Here is a 15,466-nt window from a genome sequence, read left to right as displayed (position 1 = left end):
CCGGGTCCGGCCGCCCGCGCCTTGGTCGGTCTCCCGGGTCAGTCCTCGGGAAGCTCCACCGGCGCGATCTCGTCGTAGACGTCACCCGGGCCCGGGTTCGACGGGTCGGTCGTACCGCCGAAGTGGTGCATCACGCCCCACACCGCGTTCAGCGCGGTCTGCACGGCGCCCTCGGCCCAGCCGGCCGTCCAGGAGATGTCGTCGCCGGCCAGGAAGATGCCCCGCTTGTCCTCGGGCAGCCGGCCCTGCATGAAGTGGGTGAACAGGCGCCGCTGGTAGCGGTAGTGGCCGGGCAGGTTGGCCTTGAACGCGCCCATGAAATAGGGCTCGTTCTCCCAGGAGATCGTCACCGGGTTGCCGATGATGTGCTTGCGGATGTCGACCTTCGGATAGATCTCGCCGAGCGACTTCAGCATGACCTCCATCCGCTCGTTCGCGGACAGCGGCAGCCACTTCAGGCTGTCGTCGCACCAGGTGTACGACAGGCAGATCACGGCCGGCTTGTCGGGGCCGTCGTCGAGCAGGTAGGTGCCGCGGGTCATGCGGTCGGTAAGCGTCATCGACATGACGTCCCGGCCGGTCTCCTCGTCCTTGTCCAGCCAGAACGGCCGGTCCACGGGCACGAAGAGCTTGCTGGACTCCATGTAGTGGGTGCGCTCGATCGCGGTCCAGTGGTCGATCGGGAAGAGCGAGTCGTCGCAGGCGATCTTGGACAGCAGCATCCAGGACTGGGCGGTGAAGATCGCCGCCTTGTAGGTGCGGATGTCGCCGCGCGCGTCGGTGACGGTGATCCGGTTGCCCGCGGTGCGGTGCAGCCGGGTCACGGCCGGACGCGGCTCGCCGCCGGTGTGCAGGGACCGCAGCGAGGTGCCGTGCGGCCAGTGCACGATCTTCTCCGGCTCGCGCTCCCACAGCCGCAGCGGCAGCTGCTGGGAGCCGCCGACGATGCCGCGGTGGTGGTCGTCGGCCTCGGTGTAGACGACGCGCAGGATCTCCAGGATGGAGTTCGGGAAGTCGGTGTCCCAGCCGCCGGTGCCGAAGCCGACCTGGCCGAAGATCTCCCGGTGCCGGAAGGACTTGAACGCCTCGGAGTCGCACAGGAAGCCGTAGAAGGTCTGGTTGTCGAGCTTCTCGACCAGCTTCGCCCAGATCTCCCGGATGCGCGGCACGTCCCGCTCGCGCATCGCGCGGTTCATGTCGGAGAAGTCGGCGCCCTCCTCCAGGCACTTGTTCCAGGCCGCGGCGACGTCCCGGTACACCTGGGGCAGGTCGTCGATGGTGACGGCGTAGTGCGACTCGCCCTTGAGGTCGACCACGGTCGAGGGGGTGGCCTCGGCCAGCGGGTTCGGGAAGGGCCTGGTCTCCAGGCCGACCAGGTCGATGTAGTGCTGGAGCGCCGTGGAGGACGGCGGGAAGCGCATCGCGCCCATCTCGGCGGTCAGTGAGCCGTCGCAGCCGTCGAAGCCGACCGTGCGGAGCCGGCCGCCGATCTGGTCGGCCTCGTAGACGACGGGCTTGAGGCCCATCTTCATCAGCTCGTAGGCGGCGACGATGCCGGACAGGCCGCCGCCGATGACCGCGACCTCGGTGCCGTGCTCGGTCGCCGGGACCTGGCCGAGGCCCGCCGGGTGGGCGAGGAAGTCGTCGTAGGCGTAGGGGAAGTCCGGGCCGAACATGGTGATCGGCGGCTGCTGCTCGTCGGTGTGCTCGACGGCGTTGGGCACCGTGGACGTCATGGGGGTACGGACTCCTTGCGTGGTGGAACAGGGTGAGGCTGCTGCGGCCGCTCTCGCGCGGCTTTCCTTCGCGTGTCCGCGGCTCAGACCAGGGACCCGTACAGACCGGGGCGGCGGTCCGCCAGGTACGGGTTGTTCTCCCGGGAGGCGGCCAGGAAGGCGGGGTCGGCGTCGGCGAGCACCAGTTGCTCGGCGCGGCCGGCGCGGGTGCGGGCGACGCCGTCGGGACCGGCCAGGACGGAGAGGCCGACGAACTCGAACTCCCCTTCCTCGCCGACCCGGTTGACGTACGCGACGTACAGCTGGTTCTCGAAGGCGCGCACCGGGATCATCGACTCGGCGACGAACTGGAAGGGGTGCATCTGCGCGGTCGGTACGACGAGGAGGTCCGTGCCGGCCAGGGCGTGGGCCCGGACGTTCTCCGGGAACTCGACGTCGTAGCAGATCAGCAGGCCCACGGTGAGGCCGTTCAGCTCGGCCTGGACGACCTGCTGCCCGCCCGGCGTGAAGTGGTCGCGCTCGAAGCAGCCGAAGAGGTGGGTCTTGCGGTAGTTGGCGAGCCGGGTGCCGTCGGCGGAGATCAGCTGGGCGGAGTTGAAGACGGTGTCGCCGTCGCGCTCCGGGTAGCCGTAGACGAGGGCCAGGCCGTGCCGGGTGGCGATCTCGGCGACCGCGTCGGCCGAGTCGCCGTCGGCGGGCTCGGCGAGGCGGGCGATGTCGTCGCCGATCGCGTATCCGGTGAGGAACATCTCCGGCGCGGCCAGCAGTCCGGCGCCCGCGGCGGCGGCGCGGCCCGCGGCCTCGTCGAGGACCTTGAGGTTCTCGGCGATCGAGCCGGGACGGCCGGAGCTCTGGAGCAGGGCGGTGCGCATGCGTCATCCTCACCGGAACGGGGGGTTGGGGGTCAGGAAGACGGTACGGGCGGTGCGCTCGGCCGGACAAGAAGGAGCCGTTGCGCGCCGGTGCGGGGTTCGTTGCGCGCAGTCGGGGCTGGGCGGCGATTCGTTGCGCGCCCCGAGCTGTTGTCCGCTCCTGCCCGCGTCCTACCCCGGTGCCCCGGAGGAGAAGCGGCGCAGCAGTGGTGACAGGACCAGGACGGACTTGGTGCGTTCCACGAACGGCTCGCCCGCGATCCGCTCCAGGACCCGCTCGAAGTGCCGCATGTCGGAGGCGAAGACCTGGGCGATCGCGTCCGCGTCGCCGGTGACCGTCGACGCGGCCACGACCTCCTGGTAGCGCTCCAGACCCCGCTGGATGGTCTCCGGAGAGGTGTTGCTCCGGCAGTAGATCTCGATGTACCCCTCGGTCTCCCAGCCGAGCGCCGCCGGGTCCACCCGGACGGTGAACCCGGTGATGGCTCCGGTGGCCCGCAACCGGTCCACGCGCCGCTTCACCGCGGGCGCGGACAGGCCGATCAGCTGCCCGATGTCCGCGTAGGAGCGGCGGGCGTCCTCGGCGAGGGCGTGCACGATGCGTTCGTCGAGATCGTTCAGCACAGGGGGTCGTTCACTTCTTCGGTTCGGTCACTTCACTGCCGTCACCGCGAGGTCGTCGTCGGTCGCGAGACGGGAACGGCGATAGCCGTACAGGAAGTAGAACACGAGCCCGGCGGCCATCCAGCATCCGAAGACGACCCAGGTCACGGTGTCGAGGCTGAACATGTTGTACGCGCAGAACGCGAAGCCCAGCACCGGCAGCACCGGCCCGAACGGCACCTTGAACGTCCGCTCCAGGTTCGGCCGCTTGTAGCGCAGCACGATGACCGCGATGTTGACCAGGCCGAAGGCGAACAGCGTGCCGATGCTGGTGGCGTCGACGAGCTTGCCCAGCGGGATCAGGGCGGCGAGCGCACCGCAGAAGAGGGAGACGATCACCGTGTTGAGGCGGGGGGCGCCGGTCTTGCGGTGGACCTTGCCGAGCGCCTTGGGCATCAGGCCGTCACGGGACATCGCGAAGAGGATGCGGGTCTGGCCGTAGAGCACGGTGAGCACCACGCTCGCGATGGAGATGACCGCGCCCAGCGCCAGCAGCGTGCCCCAGAAGGTCTGGCCGCTGACATCGTTCATGATCGCGGCGAGGGAGGCCTCCGAGCCGTCGAACTTCTTCCAGTTCCAGGCGCCGACGGCGACACCGGCGACCAGCACGTACAGCGCGGTGACGATGATCAGCGACAGCATGATGGCCCGCGGCAGGTCCCGCTTGGGGTCCTTGGCCTCCTCACCGGCGGTGGAGGCGGCGTCGAAGCCGATGTACGAGAAGAACAGCGTGGCGCCGGCGGCGCTGACGCCGGTCATGCCGAGCGGCATGAAGTCGGCGTAGTTGCCGGACTTGAAGCCCATGATGCCGACCGCGCAGAACAGCACGAGGGCGACGATCTTCACGCACACCATGATGGTGTTGGCGCGGGCGGACTCGCGGGCGCCGCCGAGCAGGAACACCATCGCCAGCAGGACGACGACCAGCGCGGGCAGGTTGATGACACCGCCCTCGCCGGGGGCCGAGGACAGCACGCTCGGGATGGTGACGCCGATGGTGCCGTCCAGCAGCTCGTTCAGGTACTCGCCCCAGCCGACGGCGACGGCGGCGACCGACACGCCGTACTCCAGGACCAGGCACCAGCCGCAGACCCAGGCGACCAGCTCGCCCATCGTTGCGTATGCGTACGAGTAGGACGAGCCGGCGACCGGGATGCTGCCCGCCAGCTCGGCGTAGGACAGGGCCGAGAACAGCGCGGTGAGGCCGGCGATCACGAAGGACAGGGTGATCGCGGGGCCGGCCTCGGGGACGGCGTCGCCGAGGACGACGAAGATGCCGGTACCGAGGGTGGCGCCGATGCTGATCATGGTCAGCTGCCACAGCCCGAGGGAGCGCCGAAGCTCGCCTCCCTCGCCCTGGCCGCCCTCCGCGACCAGGCGTTCCACGGGCTTGCGACGCATCAGGCGCGCGGCGACGCCCGGGGACGCGGGGGCGGCCGGTAGGGGATTGTGCGGGGGTGCGCCTTGGTCGAGCACGCGCTGGCTCCTTATCGCTGCCGGTGTGGTGCGGACGCGGACCGGCAGGAGAGCCGGTCCTCGTGGACGGGGGACCGGTGGGCCTGCGAGGGCAGGAACCCACCGAGCGGGGTCCCCGCCACGCACGTACTAGCGCAGCACCCTATGAGGCGGGCCTTCACGGGCGTAATGCAGCAACCTTGCGCATCCCCGCAGAATCATTGCGTTCCTCGGGCCGGAATGACAAATCGTTGCGCGTGCGCTGTCGACCGTTGCACAACGCCCTGAAGAGCACGTTTTACGAGGCCGGCGGGATACGCCGACGGCCCCCGCCGTTCCCGGGTGGGGAACGGCGGGGGCCGTCGTGGGTGCGGAGAGCCGCGGGTCAGTTCCAGCTGGCGTGCAGCGGCTTGCCCTCGGCGTAGCCGGCCGCGCTCTGGATGCCGACGATCGCCTTCTCGGCGAACTCCTCCAGCGAGCCGGCACCGGCGTAGGTGCAGGAGGAGCGGACGCCCGCGATGATCGCGTCGATCAGGTCCTCGACGCCCGGACGGGCCGGGTCGAGGAACATCCGGGAGGTGGAGATGCCCTCCTCGAACAGCGCCTTGCGGGCCCGGTCGTAGGCCGACTCCTCCGAGGTGCGGTTGGCCACGGCGCGGGCCGAGGCCATGCCGAAGGACTCCTTGTAGGCGCGCCCGTCGGCGTCGTGCTGGAGGTCGCCCGGCGACTCGTACGTACCCGCGAACCACGAGCCGACCATCACGTTGGACGCGCCGGCCGCGAGGGCCATGGCGACGTCGCGCGGGTGGCGAACACCACCGTCGGCCCACACGTGCTTGCCGTACTTCTTCGCCTCGGCGGCGCACTCCAGGACGGCGGAGAACTGCGGGCGGCCCACCCCGGTCATCATGCGGGTGGTGCACATGGCGCCCGGGCCGACACCGACCTTGATGATGTCGGCGCCCGCGTCGATCAGGTCCTTCACACCCTCGGCGGAGACGATGTTGCCGGCCGCGATCGGCACCTTCGGGTCGAGGGCGCGCACCGTCTTGATGGCGCTGATCATCGACTCCTGGTGGCCGTGCGCGGTGTCGATGACGAGCGTGTCCACGCCCGCGTCGAGCAGCTGCTTGGCCTTGCCCGCCACATCGCCGTTGATACCGACGGCGGCGGCGATCCGCAGCTTCCCGTCGGCGTCCACGGCCGGGGTGTACAGCGTGGCGCGCAGGGCGCCCTTGCGGGTGAGGATGCCGGCGAGCTTGCCGTCCTTGTCGACGGCCGGGGCGTAGCGGCGGTTGTGGTGGTCGAGGGTGTTGAAGGCCTCGCGCGGGTCGATGTCGGCGTCCAACAGGAGCAGGTCCTTGGACATGACGACTTCGAGCTGGGTGAAGCGGTCGACACCGGACAGGTCGGCGTCGGTGACGACACCGACGGGCCGGTGGTCGTCGTCCACGACCACGCCGGCGTTGTGCGCGCGCTTGGGCAGCAGCGCCAGGGCGTCGGCGACGGTCTGGTGCGGGGCCAGCACGATCGGGGTGTCCAGCACCAGGTGCCGGCTCTTCACCCAGGAGATCACATCGGTGACGACGTCGATCGGGATGTCCTGCGGGATGACCACGAGCCCGCCGCGGCGGGCCACCGTCTCGGCCATGCGGCGGCCGGCGATGGCGGTCATGTTCGCGACGACGAGCGGGATGGTGGTGCCCGTCCCGTCCGGCGAGGCGAGGTCCACGCCCTGACGCGAGCCCACCGCGGAGCGGCGCGGCACCATGAACACGTCGTCGTACGTCAGGTCGTACGCGGGCCGGATGTCATTGAGGAAACGCACGTGCTGCACATCCCAGTCGATCAGAGGTGACCCCCTGACAGGTGTGCCAGGGGGAAAGAGCACGTACTTCATTCTCCCATGGCGGGGCGTCCGTCATGCCCTGACAGAACATCCAGGGTCGTCGCCGGACGACTGGGAGGTTCCTCCAAGGGCGAGGGCGACGGTGAGGGCCGGCGTACGGTCCGCGGCCTCGGTGAGGACCTCCTCGGCGATCCGCCACTCCTCCGGCCGGGCCTCGGCGTACGGCCGCCAGCCCCGTACGACGATCAGCAGCCCCCGTTCCACGGCGCCCTCGGGCCAGACCGTGTGATCGGACAGGGAGTCGGCCAGCGCGTCCCAGTTGCGGCCGAACCAGTCGGGCAGCGCCAGGGCCCGGGCGGCGCGGTCCATCAGGCCCGCCTTGTCCGTGACGCCGTCGAGGCCGAGCGCGACCACGAGGGGGCCGGCCGGGTCTTCGTTCATCTCAGTACCGCCCGGAACGAGTCGTAGTGGTCATCGGTGTAGTAGATCTCCCCGTCCCGCCCGGTGACCAGACGGCGGGCGCCCCGGTCGCGGGAGCCGGGGGTCTTCACGGTGTACTCGTGGTAGTAGCCGCGCCGGTGCTTGGGCAGGTGCCCCTCGAAGTTCCCGAAGACGGAACCGTCCCGGGCGTACGGGTAGGGTCCGCCCCGGTCGATGAGGGCCAGTGTCCTGCGGGCCTCGGCGGGCAGCCGGGACGCGGGGACCGTGGGCATGCCACGCGCCCAGGCCGGGGTGGACGCGCCCGGCGAGGCCGGGGACGCCGGGGAGGCCGGCGGGGAGCCGCCGGAGCATCCGGCCAGGAGAACGGCGAGACAGACCAGCAGCCCGGCGAGGAGGCGGGGGACGAACCGTGGCGGCATGCCGACGATGCTGCCACGGCCGCCCCGTCGAGGCCCGTCGAGGACCCCCGGGACCCGGTGCCAGGCCCGGTCGGGCCCGCCGGGGCCCGGTGTCAGACTCCGTCGGGGTCCTGGCGGCCGAGCGCCGGCTTGGGTGCCTGGCCCGCCGTCAGCAGGTAGTCGGCGGCCGAGGTGTCCGTCACCAGGCTGGTCACCAGCCCGGAGCGCAGCACCGCGTCGATCGCGGCGGCCTTGCGCTGTCCGCCCGCGATCGCCACCACCTCCGGGATACGGCGCAGTTGGTCGGCCTTGACCGTGATGCACCGCTCCCCCAGGTCCCGGCCGATCCGGCGCCCGTCGGCGTCGAAGAGGTGCGCCGACATCTCGGCGGCGACCCCGAGCGAGGCGTAGTGCGCGCGCTCCTCGTCGCTGAGCATGTCGTGCACGGTCGAGATGCCCGGCTCCCAGGAGCCGATGGAGACACAGGCGACCGTGACCTTGTCGAAGTACTCGAAGGCCCGGGCGATCCCGGTCTGGTTGCGCAGCGCCGCCGCGGTGGCCGCGTCCGGCAGCAGCATCGGCGCGTAGATGGGGTGGGCGTCGCCGCCCGAGACCTGGGCGGCCCGGCGGACGGCCTCCACCGAGCCGCGCTCGGCGGTCCCGGCGTCGTACACGCCCGTCAGCTGCACCACCGTGCACGGCGGCAGCCGGTCGAGCGCCGCCGCCATGTGGATGGTGGACCGGCCCCAGGCCAGCCCGAGCACGTCGCCCTCGTTGACGAGTTCGCCGAGCAGGTCGGCTGCGACCTCACCGAGGTTCTCGGGGTCCGGGGTCTCCTCCGCCTCGGCCGGGGACTCGACCACGACGGCGTGCCGCAGGCCGTAGCGGGCGCGGAGCGCGTCGGAGCGCTCGGCGTCCAGCTCGGCCGGCACGCGGATCTCGATGCGTACGAGGTCCCGTTCGAGGGCGGTCTCCAGGACCCGGGCCACCTTGAAGCGGCTGACGCCGAACTCCTCCGCGATCTGGATCTTGGACTTGCCCTCAAGGTAGAAGCGGCGGGCCATGGCCGCCGCCTGCACCAGCTCAGCGGGTCCCATCCGCATGGCTGACCGGCCCGCCGACATACCCGACACGGCGATCTCCTCACTGCTGTTCACACTCTGGATTCGCCGTTCATCCTCGCAGATTCGGGGCGACTGATCCGCCCTGATGGGCGGGCTTCATTCAACCGTTCACTTCGCCGTGGCTCAGTGGTCGCATGCCCAGGACGCCTTGGCGGTGGCCGACTCCGCCTGGGCGCGCAGCGCGCGCACGGCCTCGGCGGGGACCTCGGCCCCGTACACGGCGGAGCCGGCGACGAACACGTCCGCTCCCGCGTCCGCGCACTGCTCGATGGTGGCGGCCGAGACACCGCCGTCGACCTGGAGCCACAGTTCCAGACCGTGCTTCTTGATCAGCTCACGGGTGCGGCGGATCTTCGGCAGCATGATGTCGAGGAACGCCTGGCCGCCGAAGCCGGGCTCGACCGTCATGATCAGCAGCATGTCGAGTTCCGGCAGCAGGTCCTCGAACGGCTCGATCGGCGTCGCGGGCTTCAGCGCCATGGAGGCGCGGGCACCCTTCGCGCGGATCTCCCGGGCGAGCCGCACCGGGGCGGCCGCGGCCTCCACGTGGAAGGTGACCGACGACGCCCCCGCCTCGACGTACTGCGGGGCCCACCGGTCGGGGTCCTCGATCATCAGGTGGCAGTCCAGCGGGGTGTCCGTCGCCCGGGCCAGGGACTCCACCACCGGCACGCCGAGGGTGAGGTTCGGGACGAAGTGGTTGTCCATGACGTCGACATGGAGCCAGTCGGCGCCGCGGACCGCCTCGGCCTCGTCCGCGAGGCGGGCGAAGTCGGCGGACAGGATGCTGGGGTTGATCTGCACGGGCATGCCCCCAAGCCTATGCCCTGCCGGGAGGCCCTGGTCAGGCCCGGGGCGGCCGGTATTACGCGGTTCTGCGGATCAGGGCCAGATACATCGCGTCCGTGCCGTGCAGGTGGGGCCAGAGCTGGATGTCGGGGCCCTCGCCCAGGGCGGGCAGGCCGGGGAGGAGGGGGCGGGCGTCGATCAGGTCGGTGTGGGGGTGCTGTTTGAGCACGTCGGCGACCACCGCCCGGGTCTCGGCGAGGTGCGGGGAGCAGGTGGCGTAGCCGACGACCCCGCCGACGCGTACGGAGTCCAGCGCGGTGCGCAGCAGGGCGCGCTGGAGCGGGGCGAAGGTGTCCAGGTCCTCGGGGCGGCGGCGCCAGCGGGCCTCGGGGCGGCGGCGCAGGGCGCCGAGGCCGGTGCACGGGACGTCCACCAGCACCCGGTCGAAGGTGCCGGGACGCCACGGCGGACGGGTGCCGTCGGCGGCGATGACCTGGTACGGGCCAGGGTTGCCAGCCAGCGCCTTGGCGACCAGGCCGGCCCGGTGCGGCTGCTTCTCGGAGGCGAGCAGCACGGCACCGCGCTCGGCGGCCAGGGCGCCGAGCAGCGCGGCCTTGCCACCGGGTCCGGCGCAGCCGTCGAGCCACTTCTCGTCGGGCCCGTCGAGCGGGGCGTTCGCGAGCGCGAGGGCGACCAGCTGGCTCCCCTCGTCCTGCACGCCGGCCCGGCCCTCGCGCACGGCCTCGACCGCGCCCGGCTCGCCGCCCTCCGCGAGCCGTACGGCGTACGGCGACCAGCGGCCCGGTACGGCGGCCTCCTCGCGCAGCAGCTCGTCGGTGGTGGCCCGCCCTGGCCGGGCGACCAGGGTCACCTCGGGCCGTTCGTTGTCGGCCGCCAGCAGCTCCTCGATACCGGCCCGGCCGCCGCCGAGGGAGTCCCAGAGCGCGGAGACGACCCAGCGCGGGTGCGAGTGCACGACGGCGAGATGGTCCTCGGGGTCCTCGTCGTAGGGCGGCGCGACCTTCTCGGTCCAGCCCGTCAGGTCGTCCTGCGCGATCTTGCGGAGCACGGCGTTGACGAACTTGGCGCGGCCGTCCCCGAGCACCACCCGGGCCAGCTCCACGGTGGCGGAGACGGCGGCGTGCGTCGGGATCCGGGTGCCGAGCAGCTGGTGCGCGCCGAGGCCGAGCACATCCAGCACCGGCGGGTCGACCTCGCGCAGCGGCCGGTCGACACAGGCGGCGATGACGGCGTCGTAGGTGCCCTGCCGGCGCAGCGTGCCGTACACCAGCTCGGTGGCGAGCGCGGCGTCCCGGGCGTCGAAGTCGCCCTTGTCGCGGGCCTTGCGCAGCAGCGGGGGCAGCACGAGGTTGGCGTAGGCGTCCCGCTCGTCCACCGCGTGCAGCGCCTCGAAGGCCAGGATGCGCACGGGGTCCTTCTGGGGACGGCGGTAGGGCTTGGCGGGCCTGCGGGGGCGCCGGGACTGCTCACTCACGAAAAAGGTGCTCCGGAGATAGAAGGGGATGCGTCTCCAGCCTACGTCGGCGCGTCCCCGCCACCGCCGTCCGGGGCGTCAGCCGCCGAGCGTCTCGCCCTCCGCGATGCGCGCCCCGCGCGCCCAGTCGGCCCCGCGCATCGGCTTCTTGCCCTGGGCCTGCACCCAGAGCAGTTCGACGGCGTACGAGCCGGTGCCCACGTGCACGCTGTTCTTGCCCACCGCGAGCCGGCCCGGCGCGAGGTCGGTCCGCCCGGGCGCGGGGGTGACCTGGACGAGCTTGAGCCGTTCGCCGCGGAAGGTGGTCCAGGCGCCGGGCGCCGGGGTGCAGCCGCGCACGACCCGGTCGACGCGCAGCGCGGGCGCCGCCCAGTCCACCCGGGCGTCCTCGACGGTGATCTTCGGCGCGAGGGAGACGCCCTCGGCGGGCTGCGGTACGGCCTTCAGGGTGCCGTCCTCGATGCCGTCCATGGTGGCGGCGAGCAGCCCGGCGCCCGCGAAGGCGAGCCGGGTCAGCAGGTCGCCGCTGGTGTCGGTGGGGCGGATCTCCTCGGTGACGGTGCCGTAGACGGCCCCGGAGTCCAGGCCCTCCTCGATGAGGAAGGTGGACGCCCCGGTGATCTCGTCGCCCGCCATGACGGCGTGCTGCACGGGCGCGGCGCCGCGCCAGGCGGGCAGCAGCGAGAAGTGCAGGTTGACCCAGCCGTGGGCCGGGATGTCCAGGGCGGGCCGGGGCAGCAGGGCGCCGTAGGCGACGACCGGGCAGCAGTCCGGGGCGATCTGCTTCAGCCGCTCCAGGAAGTCCGGGTCCCGGGGCTTGAGCGGCTTCAGCACCTCGATCCCGGCCTCCTCCGCCCGCTCGGCCACGGGGGACGCGACCAGCCTGCGCCCGCGCCCGGCCGGCGCGTCGGGCCGCGTGACGACGGCGGCCACCTCGTGCCGCCCGGAGGCGAGCAAGGCGTCCAGGGCGGGAACGGCGACCTCGGGGGTACCGGCGAAGACGAGCTTCATGGGCGGGATCGGGCCTCTCGGGCGGGGGTCGGTCGGGCAGCGCACCAGTCTATGACCATGGACGGCGCACGGGAGGGCGACCGGCGTACGCATATGCCTGTACGCCCCCACCCCGTGACCAGCGGAGGGTCGGCGCGTTGGTCAAGAAAGAGTTGACCACATCGGGCCGCTTTCGCGGCCGAATTCCTTTCAACGCCGGTTCGAGAGGCTTGTTCATGGCCGACCATGCAACCCACGACGCCCAGGCCCGGGCCAGCCTGCACTTGCTGGTGCGGGACATCGAGCGGGTCCGCCGGCAGGTGGACGCGCTGCGCACGCTCACCGCCCAGTTGGGCAACGTCTACCGCCCGCGCCGCTCCGGCCCCTCCACGGGCTTCGTCGTCTACGGACGCGCCCCCGCCCCTACGGTCCGCCTCGCCCAGGAACTCCGCGACAGTGTCGAGACGCTGGTCACGGCCGCGGTGGACTTCGACCGCTCACTCGGTTTCTCGTGGGACGCGGTGGGCTCGGCGCTCGGGGTCACCAAACAGGCGGTGCACCGCCGCTACGGCGCCCGTCGCGCGGCGGCCCAGGCGGAGCGGACGCCGGAGCCGTCCGGCACCCGCACGATCAATGTGAACACCGGGCTGCCCACCGTACCGACGGTGCCCGCGGCCCGCTCCATGCCCACCCAGCCGACCGCGACCACCCCGACCCTGCGCGACGACACCCGCCCCACCCCCTTCCCCAGCCCCCGCAACGGCTGACCCCACCACCCCCACCCCCTGCCCTCCCGGAAACCGGGAGGGCAGACGTGTGCGACGGCCGACGGGGGTGGGGCAGCGGTGTCCCGGGGCGACGGAGCCCGGCGCAGAGGGACGCCGGGCGACTTGACGGGGTGCCGGGCAGGGGGGCTCGGGCGATCAGGCCGGGGGCGCCGGGCGACTCGACGGGGACCGGACTCGACGGGGTGCCGGGCGACTTGACGGGTGCCGGGCGACTCGACAGGGGTACCGCAAGGCACGCCGGGCAATTCGGCGATGGAGCCTGGCGACCAAGCCGGAGGGCGCCGGGCGACTCGAAGGGTGCCGGACGACTCGACAGGGGCACCGCAAGGCACGCCGGGCAACTCGGCGATGGAGCCTGGCGACCAGGCCGGGGAGCCGGATGACTCGACGGGATGCCGGGCAGGGGGTGCCGGGCGACCAGGCCGGGAACGGCAGGCGATCCTCACATGACGCCCCGATCGGCACCCGGCCGCCGCGGGCCGGGGCACCGAACCGGCCGCGCGCCATATCCCCGAGGTGGCGAGAGCACCGGAATCCGTGCCCCGGCGGCTCGTTCCCTGCCCTGCCCCGCCCCGTCCGCTGCCCGGGAGCCCATCCCGGCCGGGCGCCCGACCCCACGGCCCGGTGGCCCGTACCCGGCGGCTCAGCCGATGTCCGGTGGGTCGACGCGGATCCGTACCTGGTCGGCGCTGCCGCGGACCATGCGGGCGGCCTGGGCGGTCTTCAGGGCCGTGGCCAGGGCGGCGCCGCTGCCCGGGGGGACGCGGACGAGCGCCCGTTCCCAGTGTTCGCCGGGCGGGGGCGCGCCCGGCCGGCGCGGTCGGCCGGGCTGCGGGGGCGGCAGCGGTACCGGGCCCAGCACCTCGGCGTCCGGCGGCAGTTCGACGGCCGTCAGGAACTCCGCGACGGCCGCCGGCGGTCCGGACACGGCCGCCATCCGGGACACCGGCGGGAAGCCCAGTTCGGCCCGCTCGGACAGTTCGCGTACGGCGTGCCCGACGGGGTCCCAGCGCACCAGCGCCTGGACGGGCCGCAGGGTGGGCTCGGCCACCACGACCACGGTGCCCCCCTCGCCCTGCGGCCGCACCAGCGCGCCGGCCGCGATCCACCGGCGCAACGCGTCCTCGCCGGCCCGCAGATCGGGGCGCCCGAGCATGGCCCAGCCGTCCAGGAGCAGGGCCGCCGCGTAACCGTTCTCGGCCACCGGTTCGGCGCCCGGCGTGCTGACCACCAGCGCGGGCGTGTCCGGAACGGTGTCCAGCACATGCTCGCGTCCCGAGGTGCGCACCGGTACGGCGGGAAAGGCGCGCCCCAGTTCCTCGGCGGTGCGGCGCGCGCCCACGATCTGGGCGCGGAGCCGGAAACCGCCGCACTCCGGGCAGTGCCAGGCGCTCTCCTCGCGCCCGCACCACCCGCACCGCAGCACGCCCCCGTCCTGTCCCTCCAGCGGCCCGGAGCAGTGCCGGCACCGGGCGGGTGCCCGGCACCGGTCGCAGGCCATGCGGGGGGTGTAACCGCGCCGGGGCACCTGGACCAGCACCGGCCCGTGCCGCAGCCCCTCGCGGGCCGCCTGCCAGGCGAGGGTGGGCAGCCGGGCGGCACGGGCGGCCTCGTCGCGCGCGAGGTCCTCGTCGCCGACGGTCCGCACCAGGGGCGCGGCCCGGCGCACCTGCTCGCGCCCGGCGACCAGCGGCCGGGCCCAGCCGGTCTCGACGAGCTGGGCGGCCTCCACGGTGCAGCCCCAGCTGCCCAGCAGGAAGGCGCACCGGTCCAGCGCGGCCCGCAGCAGCAGCACGTCGCGGGCGTGCGGCTGCGGGGCGTGCGGCTCGCTGTGGCTGTCGTCGCCGTCGTCCCAGACGGCGACGAGCCCGAGGTCCCGCACGGGCGCGAACATCGCCGCCCGGGTCCCGACGACGGCGCGCACGGAGCCGCGCCGCACCGCCAGCCACTGCGCGTACCGCTTCTCGGGGCCGGCGTCGGCGGTGAGCAGCGCGTGCCGGTCGGGGCCGAGCAGCGCGGTCAGCGCGGCGTCGACGCGCGCGGCGGCCCGCCCGTCCGGCACGACGACCAGGGCGCCCCGCCCGGAGGCGAGGGTGGCGGCGACGGCCCGGGCCAGCTCCTGGCTCCACAGCGGTCCGGGCAGCGCGTTCCATACGGCCCTGGGGGCCCCGCCGGAGGCCAGCGCGTCGAGGAAGGCGGCCCCGTGGTCGTACCGCGCCCAGGAACCGGCCTCGGGCGCCCCGGGCGGGGGCAGCGGCGCGGGGGACGGCCGCTGCTCGGCGCGGGCGTTGCGCGGGGGTACGGCCAGTTGCAGCACGTCGGCGAGGCTGCCCGCGTACCGGTCGGCGACGGCCCGCGCGAGGCCGAGCAGTTCCTCGCTCAGCACCGGCTCCGGTGAGACGACCTGGGCGAGCGCGGCCAGCGGTCCCGCGTAGTCCGACTCGGCCCGGCGCTCGATGAGGAAGCCGTCGATGAGCCCGCCGCCCTCCCGGCGTCCCTCGCGCACCCGGTGCCGCCCGGCCCCGAACCGCACCCGCACCCGCACGCCGGGCTGTGCCTGGGCGTCCAGCTCGGCGGGCACCGCGTAGTCGAAGTACCGGTCGAGGTGGAGCACGCCCTTGTCGACCAGCACCCGTGCGACGGGCAGCTCCGGCGCCAGCGCGGCCCCCCGCCAGGTCCGCGGCTTGGCCCGCGGCACCTTGGCCTTGCGCACACTCTCCCGGATCAGCGCGAGCTGCTCCGGCGGCGCCCCCTCGGCCCCACCATCCCCGTCTCCCCGGGGCACCCCGTTCTCGCTGCTCACGCCAGCATTCTTACCAAACGCCACCGACAATGCCGCCGGGCGCCGACCTCCTGCCGGCGATCG

The 15,466-nt window shown here is 73.2% G+C and carries 13 protein-coding genes; 1 reads left to right on the top strand and 12 read right to left on the bottom strand.

Annotated features, from left to right (window positions below):
- Window positions 1–38 precede the first annotated feature (38 nt).
- From ABD350_RS16985 to fmt, 11 genes are all read right to left on the bottom strand, one after another.
- Entirely contained in the window at window positions 39–1,736 is a 1,698-nt protein-coding gene (locus ABD350_RS16985; protein WP_344348958.1) for a flavin monoamine oxidase family protein, read from the bottom strand.
- A gap of 83 nt (window positions 1,737–1,819) precedes the next feature.
- Window positions 1,820–2,608 carry a carbon-nitrogen hydrolase family protein gene (locus tag ABD350_RS16980; protein WP_344348957.1) on the bottom strand — a complete coding sequence of 263 codons (789 nt, stop codon included), beginning with the start codon at window positions 2,606–2,608 and terminating at the stop codon, window positions 1,820–1,822.
- 171 nt (window positions 2,609–2,779) lie between these two features.
- Window positions 2,780–3,232 (bottom strand): Lrp/AsnC family transcriptional regulator, encoded by a 453-nt coding sequence (locus ABD350_RS16975; RefSeq protein WP_030620185.1) that lies wholly within the window; start codon window positions 3,230–3,232, stop codon window positions 2,780–2,782.
- Window positions 3,233–3,259: 27 nt separating this feature from the next.
- Window positions 3,260–4,747: an amino acid permease gene (locus ABD350_RS16970; RefSeq protein WP_344348956.1), complete on the bottom strand. Its 1,488-nt coding sequence runs from the start codon at window positions 4,745–4,747 to the stop codon at window positions 3,260–3,262.
- A gap of 364 nt (window positions 4,748–5,111) precedes the next feature.
- Window positions 5,112–6,554 (bottom strand): GuaB1 family IMP dehydrogenase-related protein, encoded by a 1,443-nt coding sequence (locus tag ABD350_RS16965; protein WP_344348955.1) that lies wholly within the window; start codon window positions 6,552–6,554, stop codon window positions 5,112–5,114.
- Window positions 6,555–6,647: 93 nt separating this feature from the next.
- Window positions 6,648–7,016 (bottom strand): barstar family protein, encoded by a 369-nt coding sequence (locus ABD350_RS16960; protein ID WP_344348954.1) that lies wholly within the window; start codon window positions 7,014–7,016, stop codon window positions 6,648–6,650.
- The gene (locus tag ABD350_RS16955) at window positions 7,013–7,435 is read right to left on the bottom strand and encodes a guanyl-specific ribonuclease (protein WP_344348953.1); all 423 of its coding nucleotides are present in this window, start codon (window positions 7,433–7,435) and stop codon (window positions 7,013–7,015) included. The genes ABD350_RS16960 and ABD350_RS16955 overlap by 4 nt, the downstream gene beginning before the upstream one ends.
- A gap of 92 nt (window positions 7,436–7,527) precedes the next feature.
- Window positions 7,528–8,571, bottom strand: a complete 1,044-nt coding sequence (locus ABD350_RS16950) for a sugar-binding transcriptional regulator (protein WP_344348952.1) — start codon at window positions 8,569–8,571, stop codon at window positions 7,528–7,530.
- A 90-nt stretch (window positions 8,572–8,661) separates the two neighbouring features.
- The gene (gene rpe, locus ABD350_RS16945) at window positions 8,662–9,348 is read right to left on the bottom strand and encodes a ribulose-phosphate 3-epimerase (RefSeq protein WP_344348951.1); all 687 of its coding nucleotides are present in this window, start codon (window positions 9,346–9,348) and stop codon (window positions 8,662–8,664) included.
- A gap of 55 nt (window positions 9,349–9,403) precedes the next feature.
- Window positions 9,404–10,822 carry an RsmB/NOP family class I SAM-dependent RNA methyltransferase gene (locus tag ABD350_RS16940; RefSeq protein WP_344348950.1) on the bottom strand — a complete coding sequence of 473 codons (1,419 nt, stop codon included), beginning with the start codon at window positions 10,820–10,822 and terminating at the stop codon, window positions 9,404–9,406.
- A gap of 78 nt (window positions 10,823–10,900) precedes the next feature.
- Window positions 10,901–11,833 carry a methionyl-tRNA formyltransferase gene (fmt, locus tag ABD350_RS16935; RefSeq protein ID WP_344348949.1) on the bottom strand — a complete coding sequence of 311 codons (933 nt, stop codon included), beginning with the start codon at window positions 11,831–11,833 and terminating at the stop codon, window positions 10,901–10,903.
- A gap of 215 nt (window positions 11,834–12,048) precedes the next feature.
- Here fmt and ABD350_RS16930 point away from each other — a divergent pair, with 215 nt between their 5' ends.
- On the top strand, window positions 12,049–12,579 hold the full coding sequence (locus ABD350_RS16930; protein ID WP_344348948.1) for a hypothetical protein: 531 nt from the start codon (window positions 12,049–12,051) through the stop codon (window positions 12,577–12,579).
- Between the two features lie 664 nt (window positions 12,580–13,243).
- Here the strand turns inward: ABD350_RS16930 and ABD350_RS16925 are convergent.
- The gene (locus ABD350_RS16925; protein WP_344348947.1) at window positions 13,244–15,403 is read right to left on the bottom strand and encodes a primosomal protein N'; all 2,160 of its coding nucleotides are present in this window, start codon (window positions 15,401–15,403) and stop codon (window positions 13,244–13,246) included.
- Window positions 15,404–15,466 lie beyond the last annotated feature (63 nt).

The sequence above is a fragment of the Streptomyces nogalater genome, assembly GCF_039532885.1.
In the GTDB taxonomy this organism is placed as follows: domain Bacteria; phylum Actinomycetota; class Actinomycetes; order Streptomycetales; family Streptomycetaceae; genus Streptomyces; species Streptomyces nogalater.
This window is presented reverse-complemented; position numbering and strand designations above follow the sequence as displayed.